This window comes from Acinetobacter sp. ANC5681 (genome assembly GCF_023488045.1).
In the GTDB taxonomy this organism is placed as follows: Bacteria; Pseudomonadota; Gammaproteobacteria; order Pseudomonadales; family Moraxellaceae; genus Acinetobacter.
Genome location: NZ_JAMFKZ010000015.1, coordinates 43,246 through 67,547, shown reverse-complemented (window position 1 = coordinate 67,547; position 24,302 = coordinate 43,246). Strand labels below are relative to the sequence as shown.

The 24,302-nt window shown below is 41.1% G+C and carries 24 protein-coding genes and 1 pseudogene; 5 read left to right on the top strand and 20 right to left on the bottom strand.

The window, feature by feature from the left end:
* Nucleotides 1-30: 30 nt before the first annotated feature.
* Nucleotides 31-1,227 carry a BaiN/RdsA family NAD(P)/FAD-dependent oxidoreductase gene (locus tag M5121_RS10155; RefSeq protein WP_249571103.1) on the top strand — a complete coding sequence of 399 codons (1,197 nt, stop codon included), beginning with the start codon at nucleotides 31-33 and terminating at the stop codon, nucleotides 1,225-1,227.
* A gap of 35 nt (nucleotides 1,228-1,262) precedes the next feature.
* Here the strand turns inward: M5121_RS10155 and M5121_RS10150 are convergent, their stop codons facing one another.
* The 3 genes from M5121_RS10150 to M5121_RS10140 form a co-directional block, all read right to left on the bottom strand.
* Entirely contained in the window at nucleotides 1,263-1,442 is a 180-nt protein-coding gene (locus tag M5121_RS10150; RefSeq protein WP_005158592.1) for a hypothetical protein, read from the bottom strand.
* Nucleotides 1,443-1,698: 256 nt separating this feature from the next.
* Nucleotides 1,699-3,261: a mechanosensitive ion channel gene (locus tag M5121_RS10145; protein WP_249571102.1), complete on the bottom strand. Its 1,563-nt coding sequence runs from the start codon at nucleotides 3,259-3,261 to the stop codon at nucleotides 1,699-1,701.
* A gap of 220 nt (nucleotides 3,262-3,481) precedes the next feature.
* Nucleotides 3,482-3,682: a hypothetical protein gene (locus M5121_RS10140; protein ID WP_249571109.1), complete on the bottom strand. Its 201-nt coding sequence runs from the start codon at nucleotides 3,680-3,682 to the stop codon at nucleotides 3,482-3,484.
* A 206-nt stretch (nucleotides 3,683-3,888) separates the two neighbouring features.
* Between M5121_RS10140 and M5121_RS10135 the strand changes: the two genes are divergently transcribed.
* A complete protein-coding gene (locus M5121_RS10135) occupies nucleotides 3,889-4,311 on the top strand; it encodes a hypothetical protein (protein WP_249571101.1) in 423 nt (140 codons plus the stop codon).
* Between the two features lie 20 nt (nucleotides 4,312-4,331).
* On the opposite strand, the gene M5121_RS10130 is transcribed toward M5121_RS10135, so the two are convergent.
* Nucleotides 4,332-5,093 (bottom strand): ferredoxin--NADP reductase, encoded by a 762-nt coding sequence (locus tag M5121_RS10130; protein ID WP_249571100.1) that lies wholly within the window; start codon nucleotides 5,091-5,093, stop codon nucleotides 4,332-4,334.
* 84 nt (nucleotides 5,094-5,177) lie between these two features.
* On the opposite strand from M5121_RS10130, the gene gigC reads away from it, so the two are divergent.
* Entirely contained in the window at nucleotides 5,178-6,062 is an 885-nt protein-coding gene (gene gigC / locus M5121_RS10125) for a LysR family transcriptional regulator GigC (RefSeq protein ID WP_249571099.1), read from the top strand.
* A gap of 13 nt (nucleotides 6,063-6,075) precedes the next feature.
* On the opposite strand, the gene M5121_RS10120 is transcribed toward gigC, so the two are convergent.
* The 16 genes from M5121_RS10120 to ndhC all read right to left on the bottom strand — a co-directional run bounded on the left by M5121_RS10120 (nucleotide 6,076) and on the right by ndhC (nucleotide 23,155).
* Complete coding sequence (locus M5121_RS10120) at nucleotides 6,076-6,753, bottom strand: excalibur calcium-binding domain-containing protein (RefSeq protein WP_249571098.1); 678 nt, start codon at nucleotides 6,751-6,753, stop codon at nucleotides 6,076-6,078.
* 188 nt (nucleotides 6,754-6,941) lie between these two features.
* Nucleotides 6,942-7,235 carry a cold shock domain-containing protein gene (locus M5121_RS10115; protein ID WP_005158613.1) on the bottom strand — a complete coding sequence of 98 codons (294 nt, stop codon included), beginning with the start codon at nucleotides 7,233-7,235 and terminating at the stop codon, nucleotides 6,942-6,944.
* Between the two features lie 117 nt (nucleotides 7,236-7,352).
* Nucleotides 7,353-7,988 (bottom strand): uracil phosphoribosyltransferase, encoded by a 636-nt coding sequence (gene upp / locus M5121_RS10110; protein ID WP_004663741.1) that lies wholly within the window; start codon nucleotides 7,986-7,988, stop codon nucleotides 7,353-7,355.
* 116 nt (nucleotides 7,989-8,104) lie between these two features.
* Nucleotides 8,105-9,601, bottom strand: a complete 1,497-nt coding sequence (gene nuoN / locus M5121_RS10105) for an NADH-quinone oxidoreductase subunit NuoN (RefSeq protein WP_249571097.1) — start codon at nucleotides 9,599-9,601, stop codon at nucleotides 8,105-8,107.
* Between the two features lie 3 nt (nucleotides 9,602-9,604).
* The gene (nuoM, locus tag M5121_RS10100; protein ID WP_087536827.1) at nucleotides 9,605-11,203 is read right to left on the bottom strand and encodes an NADH-quinone oxidoreductase subunit M; all 1,599 of its coding nucleotides are present in this window, start codon (nucleotides 11,201-11,203) and stop codon (nucleotides 9,605-9,607) included.
* A gap of 1 nt (nucleotide 11,204) precedes the next feature.
* Entirely contained in the window at nucleotides 11,205-13,100 is a 1,896-nt protein-coding gene (gene nuoL, locus M5121_RS10095; RefSeq protein ID WP_005218109.1) for an NADH-quinone oxidoreductase subunit L, read from the bottom strand.
* A complete protein-coding gene (nuoK, locus tag M5121_RS10090) occupies nucleotides 13,097-13,405 on the bottom strand; it encodes an NADH-quinone oxidoreductase subunit NuoK (protein WP_004638057.1) in 309 nt (102 codons plus the stop codon). Before nuoK ends, nuoL begins: the two co-directional genes overlap by 4 nt.
* Nucleotides 13,405-13,923, bottom strand: a complete 519-nt coding sequence (gene nuoJ, locus M5121_RS10085; RefSeq protein WP_171063546.1) for an NADH-quinone oxidoreductase subunit J — start codon at nucleotides 13,921-13,923, stop codon at nucleotides 13,405-13,407. The genes nuoK and nuoJ overlap by 1 nt, the downstream gene beginning before the upstream one ends.
* Nucleotides 13,923-14,465: an NADH-quinone oxidoreductase subunit NuoI gene (nuoI, locus tag M5121_RS10080; RefSeq protein ID WP_004663751.1), complete on the bottom strand. Its 543-nt coding sequence runs from the start codon at nucleotides 14,463-14,465 to the stop codon at nucleotides 13,923-13,925. Before nuoI ends, nuoJ begins: the two co-directional genes overlap by 1 nt.
* 18 nt (nucleotides 14,466-14,483) lie before the next feature.
* Nucleotides 14,484-15,500, bottom strand: coding sequence for an NADH-quinone oxidoreductase subunit NuoH (nuoH, locus tag M5121_RS10075; protein ID WP_004663752.1), 1,017 nt, complete (start codon nucleotides 15,498-15,500; stop codon nucleotides 14,484-14,486).
* Nucleotides 15,501-15,503: 3 nt separating this feature from the next.
* Complete coding sequence (nuoG, locus tag M5121_RS10070) at nucleotides 15,504-18,188, bottom strand: NADH-quinone oxidoreductase subunit NuoG (protein WP_249571096.1); 2,685 nt, start codon at nucleotides 18,186-18,188, stop codon at nucleotides 15,504-15,506.
* An 11-nt stretch (nucleotides 18,189-18,199) separates the two neighbouring features.
* A complete protein-coding gene (nuoF, locus tag M5121_RS10065) occupies nucleotides 18,200-19,525 on the bottom strand; it encodes an NADH-quinone oxidoreductase subunit NuoF (protein WP_249571095.1) in 1,326 nt (441 codons plus the stop codon).
* Nucleotides 19,522-20,031 (bottom strand): NADH-quinone oxidoreductase subunit NuoE, encoded by a 510-nt coding sequence (gene nuoE, locus M5121_RS10060; protein WP_018677953.1) that lies wholly within the window; start codon nucleotides 20,029-20,031, stop codon nucleotides 19,522-19,524. The genes nuoF and nuoE overlap by 4 nt, the downstream gene beginning before the upstream one ends.
* Nucleotides 20,032-20,043: 12 nt before the next feature.
* Complete coding sequence (gene nuoC / locus M5121_RS10055; protein ID WP_004952445.1) at nucleotides 20,044-21,831, bottom strand: NADH-quinone oxidoreductase subunit C/D; 1,788 nt, start codon at nucleotides 21,829-21,831, stop codon at nucleotides 20,044-20,046.
* Nucleotides 21,832-21,919: 88 nt separating this feature from the next.
* Nucleotides 21,920-22,597, bottom strand: a complete 678-nt coding sequence (locus M5121_RS10050) for a NuoB/complex I 20 kDa subunit family protein (RefSeq protein WP_004881335.1) — start codon at nucleotides 22,595-22,597, stop codon at nucleotides 21,920-21,922.
* Between the two features lie 6 nt (nucleotides 22,598-22,603).
* On the bottom strand, nucleotides 22,604-23,155 hold the full coding sequence (gene ndhC / locus M5121_RS10045; protein WP_004663758.1) for an NADH-quinone oxidoreductase subunit A: 552 nt from the start codon (nucleotides 23,153-23,155) through the stop codon (nucleotides 22,604-22,606).
* Nucleotides 23,156-23,565: 410 nt separating this feature from the next.
* Between ndhC and M5121_RS10040 the strand changes: the two are divergent.
* Nucleotides 23,566-23,745 (top strand): annotated as a pseudogene (locus M5121_RS10040) (GGDEF domain-containing protein); the annotation flags it as partial.
* A 122-nt stretch (nucleotides 23,746-23,867) separates the two neighbouring features.
* Nucleotides 23,868-24,224, top strand: a complete 357-nt coding sequence (locus M5121_RS10035; RefSeq protein WP_087536821.1) for a hypothetical protein — start codon at nucleotides 23,868-23,870, stop codon at nucleotides 24,222-24,224.
* The last annotated feature ends 78 nt before the right edge of the window (nucleotides 24,225-24,302 follow it).

Below are 24,302 nucleotides of genomic sequence, written 5' to 3'. Positions count from 1 at the left end.
TGCTCGCTTTTCGTCTACCGAGTAATCCTCATGGTTCATCAAGTTGATGTTGTTGTTTTAGGTGCAGGTGCATCAGGCTTGATGTTGGCTGCTGAAGCAGGCAAACGTGGGCGTTCGGTTGTTGTACTGGAAAAGGCCAATAAGGTCGGTAAAAAAATTCTGATGTCAGGGGGAGGTAAATGCAACTTTACCAATCTGGATGTTGAGCCCTCCAACTATATCTCCGAAAATCCACACTTTGTTATTTCAGCGCTCACTCGTTACACCAACTGGGATTTTATTGGTTTGGTCTGCGAATATGGCATTGAATACGAAGAACGCAAACATGGACAATTGTTTACCCTGAATGGGGCCAAAGAAATTCTGGAACTGTTACTTTCAGAGTGTGACAAGGCCAAACGGGTTAAAATTCAAACCCACTGTGAAATTCAGTCTGTCAAGGTGAAAGAAAATTCAGGTTTTATCATTGAAACCAATCAAGGTACTTATCACTGTGAATCTCTCGTTGTGGCGACTGGTGGCTTATCTATTCCAACACTAGGAGGCTCTGGTTTTGGATATGAACTTGCTCAACAGTTTGGACACCATGTTTTTCCTACCCGTGCGGGTCTAGTCCCCTTCACCTTTTCGGACCATTTTAAAGAAGTCACAACACGCTTAAGTGGTAATGCTTTAGATGCAACACTGATGAATGATCGCCATCAATTTACTGAAGCTTTGTTGTTTACTCATCGAGGCTTAAGTGGACCAAGTTCATTACAGCTCTCAAATTATTGGCATGTGGGTGAAAGCTTTAAAATTGATTTTTTCCCGAGCCAAGATTTAGTTCAATTCTTCAAGGAAAAGAAAAAGTCGCAACCCAAAGTTCTGCTCAGAACTTTGCTCAGTGAATTCACGGCGAAAAGTATCGTGCTTGAGCTACAACAACTAATTTGGGCGGAACAAAGTGAAAATGCGATTGGCAATTTTAGCGATTTACAACTAGAGCAAATTGCTGATCAATTGCACGCCTTTTCTGTTAAACCATCTGGAACTGAAGGATATCGTACTGCTGAAGTCACATTAGGTGGCGTAGACACCAGCGAAGTTTCTTCAAAAACCATGGAAAGTAAAAAGCAGAAAGGCTTATATTTTATCGGTGAAGTACTCGATGTAACAGGTCATTTGGGAGGTTATAACTTCCAATGGGCATGGTCTTCGGCGCAAGCAGCGGCTCAATTTGTTTAGTTCACTTAACTCATTAAGCCGATTGCTAAATAACACTAAGCATGATGATCTGAAGAGTTAGCAGCTTCTGTAGAAGATACTTTTTGAGTATTTTTAATTGGTTTTTCTTTAGCCGTATTTGATTTCGCAACAACAAATTTGTACGCACTCGCCAAAAAACCTACAGTAATACCTGCAATAATAATGGGTGCGAATACGCGATTTGGCCTCTTCATTTCACTCTCCTCTATAGAATTTTTATTTAGAGACTATTGATACTTTATCTATAAATGAATTGCTTTTCAGGTCAAGTTTTTGATTAATCCTATTAAACTACAGTCATATGTACCCTAAAATTCAGTTTTAGGTCTCGTTTTTCTAAAATATGCCCTAATCACGATATAGATAAAAACTCAATAATGCTTATACAAACAAAACGACCACCCTGCTTAGAGTGGTCGAATTGGTTCAAAAAATCAAAGATTATTTTTACTATTCATCTGAATAAGGTGGGGTCGGTGGTGTTATTGGTGGTACCGAATGACTTGGTGTGATTTCTTTATCTAACGGATTTGGCTGTTTCGCTTCATTCTCTGCCTTATCTAATAAACCTGTCAATAAGCGTTCTGCAGGTTGACGACCACCTAAACCAAATGCCAAGGCAAAAGCAACTGCAACTGAACCAAGCGTCAAACCAAAAGCCAAATTCACAATGGAATCCGCAATACCCATAGCTTTTAGACCCATCGCAATCACTAAGCCCATAATTAAAATACGAACTAGGTTTGCTAACCAACGTGAACTATTGTATTCACCGCGTTGTACCACATTAGCCACGACATTGGCGAGCCAGAATCCAATCACCAAAATGACTGCACCCAATAAAATACTTGCACCAAACTGAATAAACATCGCAATCAGCACACTTACTTGCTCTAAGCCAAGACGGTTCGCAGCTTCAGAGATTGCAAACAACATGGTAAAAAATACAATCAAATAACCGATCAGATCAGAAACACGTGTTTGTCCAAGGAATCGTTGCAAATCAAGCTTCATTGGAATTTCATCAATTCCCGCCCCTGAAATAAGTTCAGCGACTAAACGTCCAACAAAACGAGAAACAATATAAGCAACGATTAGAATTAAACCAGCTGCAATAATTTGTGGAATTGCATACATAATTTCATTCAACATCGCTGTTGCGGGTTGAGAAATCGCTTGGATTCCTAAAGCTTCAAATGCCACAATCAACGCTGTGATGACAATAATTGCAAACACAAATGAGCCTAAAAATTTCGATATATTTGAGTTTTTAAATAATCCTACTTTTTCAGCTTGCGTTTGTAATCCCAAGCTATTACCTAATCCCTCGACAATACCGCGCACAATCTTGGCGAGAATATAACCTACAAAAAGGATCACACCCGCAATAAACAAATTAGGCAGATAAGCAATCGCTTCGTTTACCATGTTTTGTACAGGAATCAGCAGTCCTGTTAAACCTAAAATAGACAGCACAATTGGTAGAAATAGTAATAAAACCAACCAGTAAAAAATTTCTGCGATATTACTACTTAAAGCGTTAACACCAACTTCACTGCTTAGCTTCTCATCTAATTCTGTTCTAGATAATACATTGGTCAATCCAGCACGTACCAAACGCGCCACAATCCAACCAATAAATCCTACTGCAACGGCTGCAAATAAGTTTGGTATATAAGCAAGTACTCGTCCTACCATATTGCTAAACGGGTCACTTACACCACTAATATTTAAAACATTGAGTGAGCCAACCACAGCGAGAATCATAACAAACCAAAACACCAATTTAGAAACCAAGTTTTCAATATTGGGCGTACGACCAGTTACCGAAGATAACTTGTGATTGGTACCAACCTTTTGCAATAGCCGCTTTACACCTGCGGCAGTGATTAAGGCAATAATCCAACCCACCAGTAAGATCAAAATTGCTGCAAAAATTGGATGAAATTGATCCCAGTAATACATGGCATCAAATCCCCCTCGATGCGAGGGATCATTAAAAAATTCATTCATGCGAGTTATCCTTATCTTGTATTTTTAAATCTTGATATAAATCACCCATCACTGTTTTATGTTGAAACACACAAACTATGAATGTTTATCACCTTAGTTTTTGTCGATTTTTGAATCAATCGACAGCATCACTAATACAACAAAAAGCACTCATAATTTTGCAAAAAGCCCATTAGTTCACACTAATGAGCTTTTAGATAAATTGTTTTGGTCAAAGCCACTAAGCATTCACAAGTACAGACTGCAGATTTGATATCATCACTTGAGCAGTTGGATTCGCTGAATGATCCGCGACCATATAAACAAGAAGTGCAATTAGGAAAACCCCCACAATGATCAACATATAAACGGGTAGTTTCCTTTTCTTTGCAATTTCCTCTCGACTCGCCACATGAGGTTGTGGCTTACTAAAATCATGCATCATAGCAGCCCTCATCCTTTTATTTGTTAGGCTTTTATCTTAGCAATACTCAATGTTGCATTGTGTGAAAAAGCTTCGGACTATCGTTGCTGTGTTTGCAGAACTCTACTTTTTTTTATTTATTTTTTGTTTAAAATATAGTCGGTTTTAGAATACGCTAAAAATAAGCTATACTAGTCGGCTTCGTTTCTCATATGTTTTGCTTTATGTCCTATAGTCAACAAAGTGTTTCTCTTGATTTAGACACGGATGTTACTCATCAATGTTTTTTACATCACACACGTGATGAACATTTAATAGGAATTATTGAGTTTAATAAGCCAAGCTATATCTTAAAGTGGGGAGATTTAGAATACTTCCGTCGTCGCACTGAAGAATTCTCCGTCATGCCTTTACCTGATTGTATAAATGCAATGATTATCGATATTCGAAATGTACAACCTTTTTTAGACAATGAAGTGCCTATTTTACCTTGGCGCCTACTCGAAGAAGATTGCCCTGTTCGCCTTGTTGTTCCTCAAGACCGTTTAGAACATTATATCGGTATTTTTGAACCGACATGGCTAAACACTGATGTCGATACTGCCATTCAAGAAATCCGTGAATTTATGGATATGTTTGTACATTAAGACATATCCATATCATACGACTACCAATAATTCTCTACTGCAATATTACCTTCACCACGACGATTCATGGTTAAACCTCGTTGTTTAAGTGCCTCTTTTGTATCCTCAACCATCTGAGGATTACCACACAACATCACATGACTACTGGCAGGGTTCAAAGCTAATCCTGCTGCTTTCTCTAATTCACCATTACCAATTAAAATTGGGAGTCGATCATGTAATGCGGCTTTAGGATCACGGGTAACAATTGGAATGAATTTAAATCCAGAATGCCCTTCACCAAATGATGCTGCGATTTCTTCAATACGTTCCACATAAGCCAACTCAGACTCTGTGCGAACGCTATAAACTAGATGAATATGTTTATATTTATTCCAAGTTTCAAAGTCTTGTAACATGCATAGAAATGGTGCAAGTCCAGTACCAGTCCCCAATAGCCAAAGATCTTGCGGTAAAGGTTGTTGATACCTTGCCAAAGTCAAATAACCATAAGATATTTTATCTAAATAAAGTTCATCACCAACTTTAAGGTGTTGCAAATTTGACGTAAACGCACCATCAGGTACAACGATAGAAAAGAATTCCAGATTTTCATCAAAAGGTGAAGAAACGACTGAATATGCACGAACCACCAATTCACCATTTACCATCAACCCAATACGAGCAAATTGACCTGCTGTAAATTTAAAATGGGCGGGTCTCGTCATCGTGAAACTAAAAAGATTGTGAGCCCAACGATGTACAGATAAAACCTTTTCTACGGTAAATTTTTCAATTGACATGATTTGAACGTGGCACGAAACAGTATGCTCATGTTAGCATGATCGAATAATTGATGGATACTCAAAACATTAAGGCTATTTAACATGCGCATGACCTTACGCCAATTGGCTGTTTTCGTGGCGGTTGCACAAGAAGGAACGGTAACCAAAGCGAGTGATGCTGTCAGACTGACACAAAGTGCAGCAAGTATGGCTTTAGCTGATTTAGAAGATGGCTTAGGTGCGCCTTTATTTGACCGTTTAGGCAAGCGTTTACAACTGAATGATTTGGGGCGTTTTTTATTACCTCAAGCCTTAGAAATTTTGGGTCGCTGCGAATCCTTTGAACAAGCTGCTAAAGGTGAACTGCAAAGCATTGATTTACGTTTAGGTGCAACCTTAACGATCAGTGATTATTTAATGCCTGATCTGATGGCTGAATTTTTACAGCATCATCCTCAAGCCCATCTTCAATTACAAGTCGGCAATACTCGCCAAATGATTGAAGCAGTGAATCAATTTCAGCTTGATTTAGCCTTGATCGAAGGTTCTTGTCATTTGCCTCAATTGCAATGTATCCATTGGCGAGATGATGAGCTTGCAGTTTGCTGTGCGCCTGATCATCCTCTAGCAAAGTTAGATCGCCCAATTACACCAGCAGATTTCCATGATGTTGAATGGATTTTACGTGAAGAAGGCTCAGGCACACGTGAAGTTTTTGACAATGCGATTTTACAAGATCTACCAGATGCCAATATCCGTTTAACCCTCGGTCATAACGAAGCAATCTTAAAAATTGTTGCTGGTGGTTTGGGCATGTCTTGTGTTTCAAGACTCGCGATTGAACCGCTGGAGGAGAAAGGTCAATTGGTTATTCTTAATACACCTTATTGGCAATTAACTCGCCCATTGTACATGTTAGTGCATCGTCAAAAATACCAAGGTCCTGGACTCAAAGCCTTTTTACATTTTTGTGAAGATCAGGTTTAAACCTGATCTTTTTTTACCAACGTGAATCATTTTCACATGGCTCACCATCATGATCACTATCCATTTTTGTATCTGGACAATTTCTTACAAACCAACGTGCCTCTTCAAGTGATCGCATTTGAGAACAATGTTTTCTACCATCACATTGAAAATGATTAGGGTTGCTATTTACTGCTTGAGTATTTGCTATTTCTAAGGTTTCCTGTATTACAGGTTGATTTGTCAATTCATTACGATGCAAAGAGTCTTGAATAAAACCATACACAAAATAGCCGATTATGCAAAAAATAATGACTGTAATGATTGTCCCAAAAAAACCACCTGATTCATTCTTTCGTTTAGTTTTTCTTCTTGAATGAGATACGATACGTTTGGGTGTTGTGTTATATGAATTTCGTGATGAGGAATTTACTCGTTCCGACGTTGTATGTTGCGAGTTTTGTAAACCCTCTAAAGCACGCTGACAACTTTTTAAAAAGTCATTTTGATTGGTCAATTGGAAATTTTCATGTACCACTTTATTACGCATAGTGGCTATCCAACGTATATTCTTCACTAGCCCAACTTCAAGCTGATATTCAATGCTAGTTAATTTTTCATGCAAACCACGCCCATTAGCTCCAAATTTTTGCTCCAGCAATGCTTCCAAAGCCTTACTTTGAGTAACTACAATATCAATATCACTTTGCATAATGGCACCCCCATTCTTTATTATATTTTTTAATTATTCCAGTTTTTAGCATCAGATTACCCCAAAAAATTCAACACGTAATATATCAAATTTGACATCATCACAAAAAATAATGCTGTCCTGTTAGACTGCGATAAAGTAAAAGCAAGTATTTTTATTTGCTGATGAGCGATTCATCATGCATTCTCCTAACGTCGAAAGTTTGATAACAATTCTGATGTAATCGATTGATTATGAGCCAATATTTTATTTTTTTTAGTTTTTGCAGGATTCGGATCTACTCGTTCAATTTGTACTGCTTTAAATTTTCCATTATTTTCTAGGGCTACAAATTTTACTTTTTCATTTCGTTTCGGCTCACCTTCCGATGCAGGAAAATCTGAAATATGAAAAAAGATCTCGCCTTCAGCAGTTGCAATAAAACCAAACCCTTTGTCTGGATTATATTGTTTGACTTTTCCCTGATAAAATTCTTTTTTCATGACATTCACCTAATTTTGCAAGTACTGTATTTCAGTATATAAAAAAAGAGACTTTAAATCCTCCCCTGAAAACAGTACGGTTGGATTAAGTCTCTGTTTTAAGCATATTTTCAAAAATTAATCTTTTTGAACACTACCAAAAATCTTATCACCCGCATCACCAAGACCTGGAACGATATAGCCATCCTCATTCAAACCTTGGTCAATCGATGCCGTATAGATACGTACGTCAGGGTGCGCAGCTTCTACTTTTGCAACACCTTCAGGTGCAGCAACCAAAACCATAACACGAATATCTTTACAACCACTTGCTTTAAGGACATCAATTGCCGCAATAAGTGAATTACCCGTTGCCAGCATTGGATCAATAATCATCGCTAAGCGATTCGCAACATCAGGTACTAATTTTTTATAGTAAGTACGAACCTCTAAAGTCGCCTCATCACGCTCTAAACCCAATACACTCACTTTGGCACTTGGGATCAAGCTCAGTACGCCTTCAAGCATACCAATTCCAGCACGCAAGATAGGAACAATGGTAATTTTCTTGCCTGCGATACGTTGAGTCGAAACTTTACCTGCCCAACCATCAATTTCATGATCCACAACAGGTAGATCCTTAGTCGCTTCATAAGTAAGTAGCATCGTGACTTCTTGCGCCAATTCACGGAAGTTCTTTGTGCTAATGTCTGAACGGCGTAATAAACCAAGTTTATGACGAATAAGCGGATGGCGAATTTCTTGAATCGACACGAGTAAGTACCTAACTAATATTAATCTTTGAGTATTATAGAGTGTTTTTTTACTCTTCATTAAAAAAAGCCCCCAAATTTTGGAGGCTTTTTTGTACAAATCAGATTATCGGATGCTTACTGTTGCTGAGATAACATGAAATGTAATGGAGAAAGAATTTCTGACTTCAATGCCAAATTGATCATTGGATCTGGGTAGATACCAAGTAATAATACAAGCAATGCTGCACCAAGTACCATGATACCACCAACTTTAGTTCCCCAATGTGCATCTGCATCAATACGTGGTACATCAGGTGGAGTCATATACATCACCACCATGACACGTAAGTAGTAATATAAGCCTATACCACTTCCGACAACGACCATTGCAGCCAAGAACCAATGTTGAGTTGTTACAGCAGCCATTATCACAAGGAATTTACCAATAAAACCTGCAGTTAATGGAATCCCTGCTAATGACAACATCATCACGGTTAATGTTGCAGTCAAGATCGGACGACGCCAGAACAAACCACGGTAGTCTGCAAGACTTTGTGCTTCATCAACGTTGTTATATGGACTAGACATTAACGCAACTGCACCAAATGCACCGATTGTGGTGAGTACATAAGTAATCACGTAAACCGTTACACTGCCTAAACTTGCATAAGTCATACTAATCAAAGCAATCAACAAGTAACCAAAGTGTGCAATTGATGAATAACCAAGGATGCGTTTTAAGTTAACTTGACGTACTGCAAGTAAGTTACCGACCAAAATTGATAACACAGCAATGACTGTCAAAACAGTCACTATTGATTCAACTAAGATTGCACCAGAACTTAATAAGTAACGTACAAATAAACCAATCGTTGCAACTTTGGCAGCTGTAGCTAAGAATGTCGCCATAGGTGCTGGTGCACCTGCATACACATCAGGCGTCCATTTATGGAATGGTGCAAGTGAAAGCTTAAATGCAACAGCAAAGATAATGAGACCTAAACCTAATAGCACCATTGGTTGCTTGATCGCAGTCATCAAAGCTTCAACAGAATCATAGAATGACAATGAACCTGTATACGCATAGATATATGCCATACCCATCAACAACATCGCAGATGCAGTTGCTGAAAGTACAAGATACTTAATTCCCGCTTCTAAAGATTGGCTACGTTGATGCGTGTAAGCCAACATACCGTACACAGGAATTGACATTAATTCTAAGCTGATAAAGAACGAAGCATAATGAGAGCTAGCAACCATCAACATCGCACCTGCTACAGAACAAAGTAACAAGATATAAAGTTCTTCACGATTATCTTTATACGTTTCAATGTAGGCATGTGAAAGCGTGCTACAAGCCAAAGCAGCAATCAAAATCAGGAATTGGTAGAGCATGGTAAATGGATCAACCATAAACATGCCCATCACGTTCGCAGGAACAAAGTGTCCACTAAACATGGTGTATGCAATAAAAATTGCAGAAAGGTTTAAACCGACCACCGTCGTTGTTGCAATCAGATTATGATTACGTTTAATCGCAATCAATAACATCACAACAACAGAGGTCAATGCCACAATCATCACTGGGACAAGCGGCATAAGCTCAGAAAAAGAAAGAGTGAAGTTCATGGTTTATCGCATCTCCACTTGTTCAAGTTGAGTTGCAGTCTGTTGAACAGTTTCAACAACTTCTTGTACTGGCATATAACTATTGACTAACCACTGCATGCTTGAATGTGACATATCCAAGAATGTCTGTGGGTAAAGTCCTAACCAAAGTAAACCAATCACACAGATCATCAAAATGCTCACTTCACGTACTGATAAATCTTTCAGTGGACTCGGATAGTGTTGCTTTTGTTCAGCATTTGGTTCGCCAAAAAGTGCTTTGTGAATCAGAATCAGACCGTAAAGACCTGCAAATACTAAACTTACTGCAGCAATGATTGTGAATGCAGGATAAGCTTTGAATGAACCCATAAGAATTAAGAATTCACCAATAAAGTTACCTAGACCAGGTACACCGACAAGTGCTGCAACAAAGAACATCAAGAAGAATGGTAAATATTGCAGTTGACCACGAAGACCACCCATTAAGCGTAGATCACGTGTGTGTAAACGCTCATACACTTGACCCGACATAATGAACAATGCAGCAGATGACAAACCATGTGCCAACATCATGATCATCAGACCTTGGAAAGTCAGAATATTACCTGCATAGATTGCAAGTAAAATGAAACCCATGTGTGAAATAGACGTATACGCAAGCAGACGTTTCATGTCTGTTTGTTGGTACGCTAAGAATGCACCGTAGAAAATACCAATCAGACCCAAAATGATTGCAATATCAGCAAACTGAGCTGAAGCTGCTGGGAAGAATGGAATTACGAAACGAAGTAGACCGTACGCTGCTGTCTTAATCAAAATACCAGCCAAGTCCACAGAACCCGCTGTTGGTGCTTGTGCATGCGCATCAGGTAACCAACCGTGTAATGGGAATACAGGTAATTTAACTGCAAAACCAACAAAGAAACACAACATAAATGCATATGCAACTTCTGGTGGTAAGTGGTTTGCAACAGCCAATAAGTAGCTGTAATCAAAACCAATCATACCTGTCATCATATATCCATAGACCACTAAGCCTAAGATACCGATTAACATGATCAAACCAGCAATTTGTGTGTATAAGAAGAACTTGGTTGCAGCATAAACACGTGAACGACCATTCGAGCCTTTATGACCCCATAACGCAATCAAGAAATAGATTGGTACAAGCATCATCTCCCAGAAGAAGAAGAACAAGAATAAGTCAATTGCAAGGAATACACCGATAACCCCACCTAAACTCCAAAGGAGGTTTAAGTGGAAGAAACCAACATTCTTTTGAATTTCACCCCATGAACAACCAACAGCAAGTACACCAAGTAATGCTGTAAGTAAAACCATGAGTAGAGATAAACCATCCACAGCCAAGTGAATGCTAATACCCAAAGACTGAATCCACGGGAGATGGAATTCAGCTGCCCACGTTGGGACTTTACCGCCCAACTCGTAGCTATATGTACCAGTTTGCCATAGTGCAATACCCAAACCAAAGGTAATGAGCATACCAATCAAGGCAATCCAGCGTGGCAAATGTTGGTCAAATTTATCAACCAACCAACAAATAAAACCAGCAATGAAAGGAACTAAAATCAGTGCGGGTAAAATTAAATTGTTTTCCATTTTATTTCCCCACAACCTGAATCACGATCAAGATCATCAATAACACCACTACACCGAGTGACATGCTTGATGCGTATTCACGCAATGAACCTGTTTGACGCGAACTTGTAAAGCTATTACCACCTTTCACAAGTGCAGGTAGCACTAACCATAAACCATCAATTGGATCACGACCTAAGATTTTCGCAATCAATAAATATGGTTTTACAAAAACGATGTCATACAAAGCATCAAAACCAAATGCGGTACGGCAAATGTGCGCTAAACCAGAACCCAAAGACGTTTGAGCAAATGATTTAACCGCACCATACGCAAAGGCAAATAAGAAAATACCAACAACCAAACCAACAAGGGCAACACCACTTGCTAAATGTTCTGCATGTGCAACGGCTTCTTCTAAAGCTTCAGGAACAACAAAGCTTGGAATACTTGCAGCGGTCAATAATTTTGCAACAGGTGCTTGTAAGAAATAACCAATACCTGTTGATAAGGTCGCAAGAATTGCAAGCGGTGCCCAGTAAGTCACGCCATGAATGGCATGTGCATGGGTTTTTTCTTCGCCAAAGAATACCACCCAGATTAAACGGAAGGTATAGATAGACGTTAAGAATGCGCCAGCAACACCGACCCAATACAACGTGTTATAAAGTGGAAGGTTTGCAATCGTAGACTGTGCATATACTGCACCTAAAATCGCATCTTTAGAGAAGAAGCCAACTGTTACGATTGGAAGTGCAGCTAATGCGCCACCACCGATGACAAAACACCAGAATACGAATGGAATCTTTTTACGTAATCCACCCATTTTGAAAATGTTTTGTTCGTGATGACATGCAAGAATTACGGCACCCGAAGAAAGGAACAATAACGCTTTGAAGAATGCGTGAGCAAGCATATGGAATAAACCAGCTTGATACGCCTCAGCACCCACCGCCATAAACATATAACCGAGCTGACTCATAGTTGAGTAAGCCAAGATACGTTTGATATCGGTTTGAACCAATGCAGCAAAACCAGCTACAAGTAAGGTTACTGCACCTGTAATCGAGATGAACTGCATTACTTCTGGTGCCATTTCCATCACAGAGAACATACGGCAGCATAAGTACACACCCGCTGTCACCATCGTTGCAGCGTGGATCAATGCAGATACTGGTGTAGGACCAGCCATCGCATCAGCTAACCAAGTTTGTAATGGAATTTGCGCTGATTTACCTGCTGCACCTAAGAACAACATCAATGCTGTCCAAATCGACAATGATGAGCTTTGCGTCATCACAGTCGCTGCATGCTCAACAATGTACTGTGTATTCAACGTACCAAACTGTTGATAGAGCAAGAACAATGCGATGAGTAAGAAAACATCACCCACACGTGTTACGGTGAATGCCTTGATTGCTGCCCAACCATTTGCAGGGTTTGAGTAGTAGAAACCAATCAAGAGGTATGAACACAGACCTACGCCTTCCCAACCTAAGAACAATAACGCCAAGTTATCGCCGAGTACCAACAACAACATGCTGGCAACGAACAGGTTGAAATAAGAGAAGAAACGTGCGTAATCTTCTTCACCACGCATATACCATGATGCAAAGATGTGAATCAGGAAACCAACACCTGTGATCATACCAGTCATCAATAATGACAAACCATCGAGGTGCAAGCTGATGCCTGGCTCAAAACCGCCAACACTGAACCACGTCCATAAGTGTTGAACAAAAACAGTTTGGCCACTGCTGGTAAATGCAAGGCCAGCGATTAAAGCAAATAAGGCAGATAAACCAACTGAACCGACACCAATAATGGCAGCGACATTTTCAGACAGTTTGTTACGCCCTGCCGCTAACAGGATAAAACCAATGAGCGGGAATAAAACGGTTAAATATAATGTACTCATCCGCGCATCTCACTAGCAGCATCCACATCCAAGTGATGGAAGCGATGATAAAACTGAAGGACGATCGCAAGACCAATACACGCCTCTGCCGCAGCAAGCGTTAGGATCAAAATGAACATCACTTGTCCATCTGGTTGAGCCCAAACACTACCTGCCAAAACAAATGCCAATGCAGCAGCATTCATCATCACTTCAAGGCTCATTAGCATAAATAATAGGTTGCGTCGCACCATTACACCGTAAAAACCGAGTGCAAAAAGGATGGTTGCAACAATCAAACCATGTTCTAAAGGGATGTGTCCCATTATTCTTTATCCTCTTCTGCACTTGGTTCACGTTTGCCAAGGTGATATGCAGCAACTAAGGCTGCAAGCAATAACATCGCGGCAACTTCTACCAATAATAGATAGTGAGTAAATAATGCTTGACCGACTGCTTTAGGACCTACAATTTCTGTACCTAATGGTGCAGAAATTGTGGTGTATTCTCCACCCAACATCCAAACCAAAACCAAGCCCAATAAGAAACTCATTAATGCAGGATATGCCCATGCATCAGAAGTTAACCATTTACGTTCTTGTTCAACCGTATCTTGTCCAAGGTTCAACATCATGACCACGAAGACGAACAACACCATGATTGCACCCGCATAAACAATAATCTCAAGTGCACCAGCAAAAGGCGCACCCACGATCATGAAAATACCAGCAACAGCAAGTAAAGAAACGATTAAACTTAAAAGAGCATGTACGGGATTCGTATTTGTCACAACACGTATTGTCGATACGATGGCCACAAGTGCCATCAAATAAAATGGCCACATCATGGTAATAAGCTCCGTACATCAACTGGTGCACTTTCTTTTTGTGCCTGACCTTTTTCCTTACCATTTACTGCCATACCAGTGACACGGTAGAAGTTATAGTCAGGATATTTGCCTGGGCCAGAAATCAATAAGTTTTCTTTTTCATAAACCAAGTCTTGGCGTACATATTCAGCAAGTTCAAAATCTGGAGTCATCTGAATTGCAGTTGTAGGACAAGCTTCTTCACACATACCGCAGAAAATGCAGCGTGAAAAGTTGATACGGAAAAATTCTGGATACCAACGTCCATCTTCTTTTTCCGCTTTTTGTAATGAAATACAGCCAACAGGACATGCAACCGCACACAGGTTACATGCCACACAACGCTCTTCCCCATCTGGATCACGCGTCAAGATGATACGACCACGAAAGCGTGGAGGCACAATTTGTTCAGCTGGTACTTCTGGATATAAAATCGTGTCACGTTTACGTGTTACATGGCTAAACACCATCCACAACGAACGGACAATCGATCCAAATCCAGCTAGAATTTTATACATTTTGTACTCCTTGCTGTCCTAGGCCTGATTCATCAGAATCACAGCACCAGTCACTAACAAGTTGACCAACGCCAATGGCAAACAAACTTTCCAACCAAAATTCATTACTTGGTCATAACGTGGACGCATCAAAGAACCACGCGCTAATACAAACATCATTACAAAGAATGCTGTTTTAATCACGAACCAAAAAACTGGTGGAACAAATGGAATTTCTAAATTAAATGGTGCAAGCCATCCGCCGAAGAATAACGTTACGATCAGTGCAGAGATTAAAACCACGTTCACATATTCCGCAACGAAGAACATCCCCCACTTCATCCCACCATATTCAACGTGATAACCTTCCGCCAATTCTTGCTCAGCTTCTGGTTGATCAAATGGATGACGATGCGTCACTGCAACACCAGCAATAACAAAGATAATGAAACCAATGAATTGTGGAATAACAAACCAAACATCACGTTGAGCTTCAACGATTTCACGTAGGTTGAATGAGCCTGCAATCGCAACCACACCCATCAATGAAATACCCAAGAACACTTCATAAGAAATAGTTTGAGCAGCAGAACGAAGACCACCGAGTAACGAGTATTTGTTGTTAGACGCCCAACCACCAAATAGCACTGCATAAACTGCGATACCCGCCATTGCCATAAAGAACAATAGACCGATACTCATATCCGCAACGCCCAGTGTAGGACTTACTGGGATGACCATAAACGAAAGTACCGCAGTTGCCATCGCAACTGCTGGTGCTAAACGAAAAGTCAGCTTGTCGGCAAACTTTGGTGTCCAGTCTTCTTTGAACATGATCTTGAGCATGTCGGCAACGATCTGGAACATACCACCCGGACCAACACGGTTTGGACCATAACGGTCTTGCCATAACGCCAAGAGACGACGCTCAATAAATGACATTAACGCAGCAACCAAAACCACCACCAACAGGATCACAACTGCTTGAATCACTGAATAAGCGATTGGCCAGTTCTCAGCCCAAAGTGGCGTTTGACGTATAATTTCTTGATTCATGAATTACACTCCTACTGCCACAGACACAGGCTCTGCCAATGAAACGGTTGGTGCTAGACCAATTGGATAACCAATATAGCCTGTTGGTAAATATTCGATGACCTGTACAGGTAAGCTGATGCTCGTTTCGCCTGCTTTCACGGTAATACGTTGACCATCTTGAACATTTAAGCGCGTCGCATCTTGTTCACCCACGGCAAACATCGCTTCAGGAATACGTGATTCCATTGCTGGTGTTTTAATGGTGAATTCACCAGAACCAAAGATATGGTGCATTGGCACAAGACGGAAACTTTCAGGGTTCACTACAACAGCAGTTGGTGCCACATAGCTACGTGCAGGACGTTTAGCTAAACGATCAAATAGACGCACACCTGAATCACCGCCTTTTAAGTGACCACCCACTTCATCTTGGTATTTATTCCAAGCTTGTGGTGAGTTCCAACCGGCAGCCCATGCGAAAGGTACTAAAGATGATGCTGTCTGATTACCCACATAACCTTCCATAGAGAATGTTAATGCTGAATCTGGGTCGGTTGGTTGTTTTGGCTCGTGAATCGATAACGGCGCACGCATTGCAGTACGACCTGAGTAACGACGTGGCTCACGTGCAATTTTCAAACCATGAACACGATAACCTGCATCTGGTGCCACATCTTGAATGGCTTCAAGCACAGGAACATTCTTCACGATGTCATCAATCACATCATCAAGCAGTGTCCAATCTACAGCTTTGCCTTTGAGACCAGTCTCAACGGCATGTAACCAACGCCATGATTCTTTGATCGCATATTCAGGCTTGTAGTAGCTTGGGTCATACACTTGATAGAAACGTTGTGCACGGCCTTCTTGACTCACTACAGTGCCATCACCTTCAGCAAAACTTGCTGCTGAAAGAACGATGTCTGCAAGTTTCACGGTCTCAGTTTCGCTGTGATCCAATACGATCACAGTTTCAGCTTTATCAAGTGCAGCTTTTACTTGAGCGACTGGCAAACGACGAGTTAGGTCATTTTCAACCACAACTATGGCATCATAGTCTTGTGCAAAAGCTTGTTCTAAACTTAAACCACCGAATAATGCTAAGCCCATTGAGTTCACTTCAGGAACAGTCAACGACAGCCCTGCATTTTCGCCGAGATTTAAAGCGACTTGAGCCGCAGCTTCCATGATCGCAGGATCTTGTAAACTCGTACCAGAAATGATCAAAGGCTTTTTCGCTGCTTTCAAGGTATCTGCAATAGTCTGTGCAAATGCTTTTGCATCATCAGCCAAACCAGAAAGCGCTTCGCCTTTAACAGCAGCCGCAACCGCGAAACCTAAACGTGCGATGTCATTTGGTGATGCAACTACTTCACCCGTTGCCACATCCGCTAAACGTGTTTGCGTTGCAGCAAGAATATAGATTGGAGATTTAGCATCTTGACCAATACGTTGTACAGGCTCTGCCAACCAATCGGGTGTACGTGTTTTAGCTGCCATTTCTTTGGCTTTATTTTTCGCTGCTTGGCGAACCGATAAAGCCATACGTGGTGCTGTTTGCGTTAAGTCTTCACCCAAGATTAGAACTGCATCATAGCTCTCAATTTCACGCATGTTCGGGTTATAAATACCCTGTGTTTGCATGATTGAAGCAGCTAACTCAACCAAGTTCTGCTCTTTTTGAGACATACCTGTTGAATAGTTGGCTTGACCAACAAGTTGGCGAAGTGCGTAGTTTGATTCCAAGCTTGCGCGTGGCGAACCAACACCTAATACTTTTTTGCCTTTTAGTTGAGCAATGACTTGATCAAGTGCTTGATCCACACTCACGGTTGTAACAGCGTCACCATTACGGAACTGTGGTTGACGTGGACGATCTGCACGATTCACATAACCTGTACCGAAACGACCTTTATCACACAGGAAGTATTGGTTTACTGAACCATTAAAACGGTTTTCAACACGACGGATTTCGCCATAACGCTCACCCGGTGAGATGTTACAGCCCGAAGAACAGCCATGACATACGCTTGGAGCATACTGCATATCCCATTTACGGTTATAACGTGCTGAATGCGTCTTATCGGTAAATACACCAGTTGGGCAGACTTCAGTCAAGTTACCAGAAAATTCAGACTCTAAAGTTCCTGATTCTGGACGACCGAAATAAACACGTGATGCATTGGCATAGACACCAAAGTCTGTACCACCCGCATAATCTTTGTAATAACGTACACAACGATAGCACGCAATACAGCGGTTCATTTCATGTGCAATAAATGAACCCAACTCTTGGTTATGATGGGTACGCTTCGTGAAGCGATAGCGACGACGGTCATGTTGCGTCATCACCGTCATATCTTGTAAATGACAGTGACCACCTTCTTCACAGACTGGACAGTCGTGTGGGTGGTTGGTCATCAAGAATTCGACGATTGATGCACGAAAATCCGTTGCTTCTTTGTCTTCAATAGAAATAAAGGTATTGTCGGCAGCTGGTGTCATACAAGACATGACTAAGCGCCCACGTGTATCTTCCGCATTATTATATTGCGTAACAGCACATTGACGACAAGAACCAACAGAACCTAAGGATGGGTGCCAACAAAAATACGGGATGTCGATACCAAGGCTGAGACATGCTTGTAGCAAGTTTTCAGAGCCATTGACTTCATACGATTTTCCATCGACATGAATTGTAGCCATAGTCGAATTCCTTAAGCTTGTTCTACGTCAAGAGCAGAAGCATGGGTTTTAACCTTTGCTTCAAACTCATGGCGGAAATATTTTAATGCGCCCATAAGCGGCTCCATCGCACCCGGTGCGTGAGCACAGAAAGTTTTACCGATCCATAATTTACGAGTCAGTTCTTGTAAATGATCGATATCTTCTTTCTTACCTGTACCTGTTTCGAGTGCTTTCAGCGCTTTGACTGCCCAAGGTAAACCATCACGGCACGGTGTACAGAAACCACATGATTCACGTGCAAAGAACTCTTCTAAGTTACGCGTTGCAGAGACCATACATTGGGTTTCATCAACCACCATCAACAAACATGTTCCTAAACGTGAACCTGCTTTCATGATGCTTTCAGCGTCCATTGGCAGGTCAATATGTTCAGCCGCCAAGAAATCTGTTGATGCACCACCTGGCAACCATGCTTTCAAAGTGAGACCATCACGCATACCGCCCGCATGATCTTCAATCACTTCGCGTGCAGTTGTACCAAAAGGAAGTTCCCAAAGTCCTGGGAATTTCACCTTACCTGATGCACCATAAATCTTAGTACCTGGATCTTTAGACTTATGTGCAGAAAGGTTGATATACCACTCTGGCCCACGCAACATGATTGCTGGCAAGTTGTTATAGGTTTCAACGTTATTCACAATCGTTGGACGACCCCAAGCCCCTGCAACTTGCGGGAATGGCGGCTTAGTACGCGGATTGGCACGACGACCTTCAAGCGAGTTAATCAATGCAGTTTCTTCACCACAGATATAACGCCCTGCACCCGTGTGAACATACATCTCAAAGTTCCAGCCCGTACCAAGGATGTTTTCACCCAAGTAACCTTTGGCACGAACTTGCTCTAATGCTTCATTTAAGTATTGAGCTGCTTCGATGTATTCACCACGAATGAAGATATAACCATGCGTTGCTTCAAGGGTATAACCTGCAATCAACATACCTTCGATCAATTGATGTGGAAGTTTTTCCATCAACAAACGGTCTTTGAATGTTCCAGGTTCCATTTCATCAGCATTACAGATCAAATAACGTGGACCACCATCATTTGGCGCCATCAACGACCATTTAATTCCAGCTGGGAAACCTGCACCACCACGACCTTTAACCGTCGCAGCTTTAATCACGTCAAGTACATCTTTTGGTGGCATGCTGAGCGCTTTTTTGAAGCCTGCATAACCGTCTAAAGCTTCATAGTCATCAGCACTACGAACAAATTCCTGTTTACTCAAACGCCAAGTGAGTGGATGAGTTTCTGGATTACCGTCGCCATAAATTGGTTTTGGTTCAGTATTCATACATACTTCTCCAATAACTGTTTAACTGATGACACATCCACTAAACCGTGAGTATCTTCATCAATCATTAACGTTGGACCTTTATCACAGTTGCCTAAACAGCAAATTGGGAGCAAGGTGAAACGACCATCTGCTGTGGTTTGTCCATACTGAATGCCTAACTCTCGCTGAAATGCTTCAGCTAAAGTTTCTGCACCCATCAAGAAACATGCAATTGAGTCACACAATAAAATCACGTGACGACCCACAGGTTGGCGATAAATACGGTTATAGAACGTTGCTACACCTTCTAAATCAGCCACGCTCATACTTAACAATTGTGCAATTGCATTCATTTGAGCATCATCTACCCAGCCATTACGGCGTTGTACACCCTTTAACGCATCAAGTGATGCTGCACGAGGGTACGGATAGTGATCAATGTGATGTTCAATTTCATGGATTTCTTCAGTCGTCAAAATCCCTTCAACATTCACACGAGGTTTTTTATCAGTCAAAATCATCATAATCGTTTGCCCCTAGCGATCCACGTCAGCCATAACCACGTCAATGGTCGCCAAATAAATGATCAAGTCAGAAACTAAACTGCCATTAATCACAGAAGGCATTTGCTGCAAATGCGTGAAGGTCGGTGTACGAATACGCGTACGGTAACTCATGGTTGACTTATCTGAAGTCAAATAATAAGTACTCGCACCTTTCACCACTTCAGTCATAAATGATGACTCACCTGCAGGCATGACAGGACCCCAAGATACGCTCAAGAAGTGCGTAATCAAGGTTTCAATATCTTGTAATGTCTTATCTTTTGGTGGTGGAACAGCCAGTGGATGATCCGCTTTATAAGGACCAGATGGCATGTTGTCCAAGCACTGTTGAATGATTTTTAGTGATTCAGTAATTTCACGGAAATGCACTAAAACACGCGCATATGCATCGCCTTCATACTCAACTGGAACATCAAAGTCGAAGTTCTCATAACCACTGTATGGACGATATTTACGGACATCAAAATCAATACCAGTTGCACGTAAACCAGTACCTGTCACACCCCAAGCTAACGCAGACTTAGCATCGTATTGCGCTACGTTACGCGTACGACCGATAAATACTGAGTTTTTAAGTGCAGCTGTGTAGTACTCGTTCAAACGTTTCGGCATCCACTCTAGCAACTCTTTAACAAGTTTTTGCCAGTTGTTTGGAAGGTCATGCGCCGTACCACCGATACGGAACCATGCTGGATGCATACGGTAGCCCGTAATCGCTTCAACGATGTCATAGACTTTCTGACGGTCTGCGAACATATAGAATACAGGCGTCATACCACCAGCATCCTGAATCGCTGTACCACAGAATAATAAGTGGTTATTGATACGGAACAATTCGTTCAACATCACACGAATCACTTGCGCACGCTCTGGTACTTTAATCCCTGCGAGTTGCTCAACTGCCATTACATATGGCATGTTTTGCGCACAACCACCTAAGTAGTCAACACGATCCGTATAAGGGATGAATGAATGCCAAGTTTGACGTTCAGCCATCTTTTCCACACCACGGTGGTGATAACCGATATCAGGCACACAGTCTTTGACTTCTTCACCGTCCAACTGTAAAACCACACGGAAAGCACCATGTGCAGATGGATGGTTAGGACCTAAGTTGAGGAACATGAAGTCTTCATCAGCGTTACCGCGTTTTAGACCCCAGTCTTCTGGTACGAAACGTAAGTGTTCTTGTTCGAAATCTTGTTTCGCTTGATCTTGCATATATGGCGTATATTCTGTCGCACGCGCAGAATATTCTTTACGCAACGGATGACCTTCCCAATAAGTCGGCAACAAGATACGACGGAGCATTGGATGCCCTTCGAAATTGATCCCGAACATATCGTAAGCTTCACGTTCGTACCAGTTGGCATTTGGCCAAATATTGGTTGCCGTTGGAATGTTTAAATCATTTTCATTCAACGCAACTTTGATACGGATATCACTATTACGCTCAAGCGATAATAGATGATAGAACACTGTGAAGTCAGATGGAGGCAACCCATCACGGTGAACACGTAAACGCTCATCAACCGCAGACAAGTCAAACAGCATCACATAAGGACGTTCCACTTTACGGAGGAACATGAGGACTTCTTGCACGCGTGCGCGCTCAACCCAGACAGTTGGAAACTCTTCACAAGTCGCCTGCACGTAGAAGTTCTCACCAAATTTGGTTTTGAGCTCTTCTACAATTGCAAATGCTGGGCGTGAATCAACCTGAGTCGATTCTGGCATAGCAATGTCAGTTTCAGCCATTGGCTTGGCTTCCTATTTAATACAAATTCTGTCAATTTCCACGATGACCATATCCAATAAGCGATATGTCAAAAACTCATCGTTTAAATTATTTAATTTCATCCATAGAGCGTAGGTTTTTTACCGCAATACGATCAGCATTTTTACGGTCACGTTCTGGCATCATCTTTGGCTTATAAACAGGCTGAAGATCATCACCAATCACCGCTGAAAGTGGACGGCGCTCTAGTTGAATTTGGTCTTGAAGTAACATCAATGCTTGGATCAATGCTTCTGGACGAGGTGGGCAACCTGGGATGTACACATCAACAGGAATAATTTTATCGACACCTTGTACTACAGAATAGATGTCGTACATACCACCAGAGTTCGCACAAGCACCCATAGAGATGACCCATTTAGGCTCAAGCATTTGTTCATACAAACGTTGAATTACAGGTGCCATTTTGACAAAGCAGGTTCCTGCAACAATCATTAAATCTGCTTGACGTGGTGAAGCACGAATAACCTCAGCACCAAAACGAGACAAGTCATGTACACCAGTTAAAGTCGTCGCATATTCAACATAACAGCATGATGTACCGAAGTTAAAAGGCCATAAAGAGTTTTTACGTCCCCAGTTCACTGCGGTATGCAACACATCTTCAAGACGTGTCATCATCACACTTTTATTCACTTCTTCCTCAAGAGGATCAGTTACGATTTGACGATCTTGTAATGGATACTGATCGGCATCTGGATTCGCACGGGTTAAAGTATATTTCATCCCGACTTACTCCTGTTCAAATGATGATGTAGTCGGTGTTTTAGACTTAACACGACCAGAAGACTGTGCTGGAATATGACCAGTAGGATCGACAACAAGCTCTTCAATATTATTGAATCGAGTAATGTCAGCAATATTCATATTCGGTGAACCAATTTTTGTTGTCACACCAGCAGATTTACGACGATCTACAGGTGCCCAATTCAGCGCGCCTACAGAAATTGCATAAACCAAAGCGATCAAAAGATCGACAACAAAAATAACGACCGTGGTAAATCCAAACCAACCTACTTCACGAACTGATGTCGACCATGCGTAGAGGTAAAGAGCTTCCAAGTCAAAGACAACGAAGAAAATTGCAACTAAATAGAATTTGGCTGACAAGCGGATACGAGCACCGCCCGCACCAACTACACCTGATTCAAACTGCTCTTGCTTCGCACGCCCCCATGCTTTACCCCCGAGGAGTAAGGGAACTGTAAGCATAAAAACGCAAAGAAATGTAACGCCGATCACGAAGGCGATAATCGCCCAATCGTATGGAGTAATGGCACTCATGCGGGGATAACTCCTGGCAGGCCTATTTTTAACAAAGAATGTATGTATTGGCCTTCAAATACACCAAACACAAAATTAATCCCGCCAATTGTACCTGATTTCTAATTTCTCATGCTAGTTGAAGCGCTTTAGTCTTTAGGATGATTTTGTTGATTAATTTCCTGATACGACCTAGATCGCTACAAATTCACCCTTAAAAATCGAATTATCAAATCGACTAACCAATGTTAATCATTTTTTTCTTTATTCTTGCGCCAAAAATATCCGCAACTTGTCATCAATGCTCAAAAATATTGCAGCATGAACTAAATCATTGCATTGATACAAATTTGTGCTGAAAATTTAAACAAAATTTATATAATAGCCCGACCTAATTTCCCCCAAAGAAAAGTGTCAGCATAGGGGCTGTTCATGCCTGTGCCGAACAGATTCGCCGACACATGAGCCAAACTCCTATTTCAATTGATCAATAGCAGCATTTTTTCATTCAGCTTAGCATTGGCCTGTGCATTTGCACGCCCGAAAATCACCAGCCGATTGAGCATTTATTCAAGCAGGCGGACAATGCGCTTTACCACGCAAAAAGATAGGGCCGAAATCAGGTTGTCATTTCGACATAATATGTTGCAATTCAGCTACATGCTTTAATTAACTTTATACACTATTTGGCTGAGAGATCGATATTCTAAAAGTAGCAAACAAGGAGAAAAATATGCATTTAGAATATACACATGACTCAGATTATTTCTTTTTTTCACAGCTGCTGATGCGGCACATTGAAAGTTATATTCGAAAACACCCTGATGCTGATAATGCAATTTTCGACCTAAGAGATATCTATGAAGTCTTTAGAGAAGACTTTGCGGCAACAACAACCAATCTTGAAAGTATTCTAAACATTGCTGATAGCTATAAAGTTGAAACATTAAATGGCGATCAACCATTGATTAAAAGTTATAAAATAGACGTAAAAAATAATTCATTACTTCTGGATTTTAATATAGATGCACTGAATGGCTTAAGGTCTGGTCATCCATTAATCGAACCTGATTCATCTATTCATGAATAAGCAATATTTATGCTTCATAAAAAATTAAAGCCAAAGCTTGATGCTTTGGCTTTCTTATATTTTTCATACAAGTTTAAA

What these genes read in the sequence shown, in the direction of transcription:
- nuoC (WP_004952445.1), bottom strand. Translation starts at nt 21,831, where the DNA reads ATGGCTGAAACTGACATTGCTATGCCAGAATCGACTCAGGTTGATTCA.
- nuoI (WP_004663751.1), bottom strand. Translation starts at nt 14,465, where the DNA reads ATGTATAAAATTCTAGCTGGATTTGGATCGATTGTCCGTTCGTTGTGG.
- M5121_RS10115 (WP_005158613.1), bottom strand. Translation starts at nt 7,235, where the DNA reads ATGAAAAAAGAATTTTATCAGGGAAAAGTCAAACAATATAATCCAGAC.
- nuoE (WP_018677953.1), bottom strand. Translation starts at nt 20,031, where the DNA reads ATGATGATTTTGACTGATAAAAAACCTCGTGTGAATGTTGAAGGGATT.
- M5121_RS10155 (WP_249571103.1), top strand. Translation starts at nt 31, where the DNA reads ATGGTTCATCAAGTTGATGTTGTTGTTTTAGGTGCAGGTGCATCAGGC.
- nuoK (WP_004638057.1), bottom strand. Translation starts at nt 13,405, where the DNA reads ATGGGACACATCCCTTTAGAACATGGTTTGATTGTTGCAACCATCCTT.
- M5121_RS10140 (WP_249571109.1), bottom strand. Translation starts at nt 3,682, where the DNA reads ATGCATGATTTTAGTAAGCCACAACCTCATGTGGCGAGTCGAGAGGAA.
- M5121_RS10145 (WP_249571102.1), bottom strand. Translation starts at nt 3,261, where the DNA reads ATGAATGAATTTTTTAATGATCCCTCGCATCGAGGGGGATTTGATGCC.
- M5121_RS10150 (WP_005158592.1), bottom strand. Translation starts at nt 1,442, where the DNA reads ATGAAGAGGCCAAATCGCGTATTCGCACCCATTATTATTGCAGGTATT.
- M5121_RS10120 (WP_249571098.1), bottom strand. Translation starts at nt 6,753, where the DNA reads ATGCAAAGTGATATTGATATTGTAGTTACTCAAAGTAAGGCTTTGGAA.
- nuoL (WP_005218109.1), bottom strand. Translation starts at nt 13,100, where the DNA reads ATGAGTACATTATATTTAACCGTTTTATTCCCGCTCATTGGTTTTATC.
- nuoM (WP_087536827.1), bottom strand. Translation starts at nt 11,203, where the DNA reads ATGGAAAACAATTTAATTTTACCCGCACTGATTTTAGTTCCTTTCATT.
- nuoH (WP_004663752.1), bottom strand. Translation starts at nt 15,500, where the DNA reads ATGAATCAAGAAATTATACGTCAAACGCCACTTTGGGCTGAGAACTGG.
- nuoN (WP_249571097.1), bottom strand. Translation starts at nt 9,601, where the DNA reads ATGAACTTCACTCTTTCTTTTTCTGAGCTTATGCCGCTTGTCCCAGTG.
- nuoF (WP_249571095.1), bottom strand. Translation starts at nt 19,525, where the DNA reads ATGAATACTGAACCAAAACCAATTTATGGCGACGGTAATCCAGAAACT.
- M5121_RS10130 (WP_249571100.1), bottom strand. Translation starts at nt 5,093, where the DNA reads ATGTCAATTGAAAAATTTACCGTAGAAAAGGTTTTATCTGTACATCGT.
- M5121_RS10035 (WP_087536821.1), top strand. Translation starts at nt 23,868, where the DNA reads ATGCATTTAGAATATACACATGACTCAGATTATTTCTTTTTTTCACAG.
- M5121_RS10135 (WP_249571101.1), top strand. Translation starts at nt 3,889, where the DNA reads ATGTCCTATAGTCAACAAAGTGTTTCTCTTGATTTAGACACGGATGTT.
- nuoG (WP_249571096.1), bottom strand. Translation starts at nt 18,188, where the DNA reads ATGGCTACAATTCATGTCGATGGAAAATCGTATGAAGTCAATGGCTCT.
- ndhC (WP_004663758.1), bottom strand. Translation starts at nt 23,155, where the DNA reads ATGAGTGCCATTACTCCATACGATTGGGCGATTATCGCCTTCGTGATC.
- M5121_RS10050 (WP_004881335.1), bottom strand. Translation starts at nt 22,597, where the DNA reads ATGAAATATACTTTAACCCGTGCGAATCCAGATGCCGATCAGTATCCA.
- nuoJ (WP_171063546.1), bottom strand. Translation starts at nt 13,923, where the DNA reads ATGTGGCCATTTTATTTGATGGCACTTGTGGCCATCGTATCGACAATA.
- gigC (WP_249571099.1), top strand. Translation starts at nt 5,178, where the DNA reads ATGCGCATGACCTTACGCCAATTGGCTGTTTTCGTGGCGGTTGCACAA.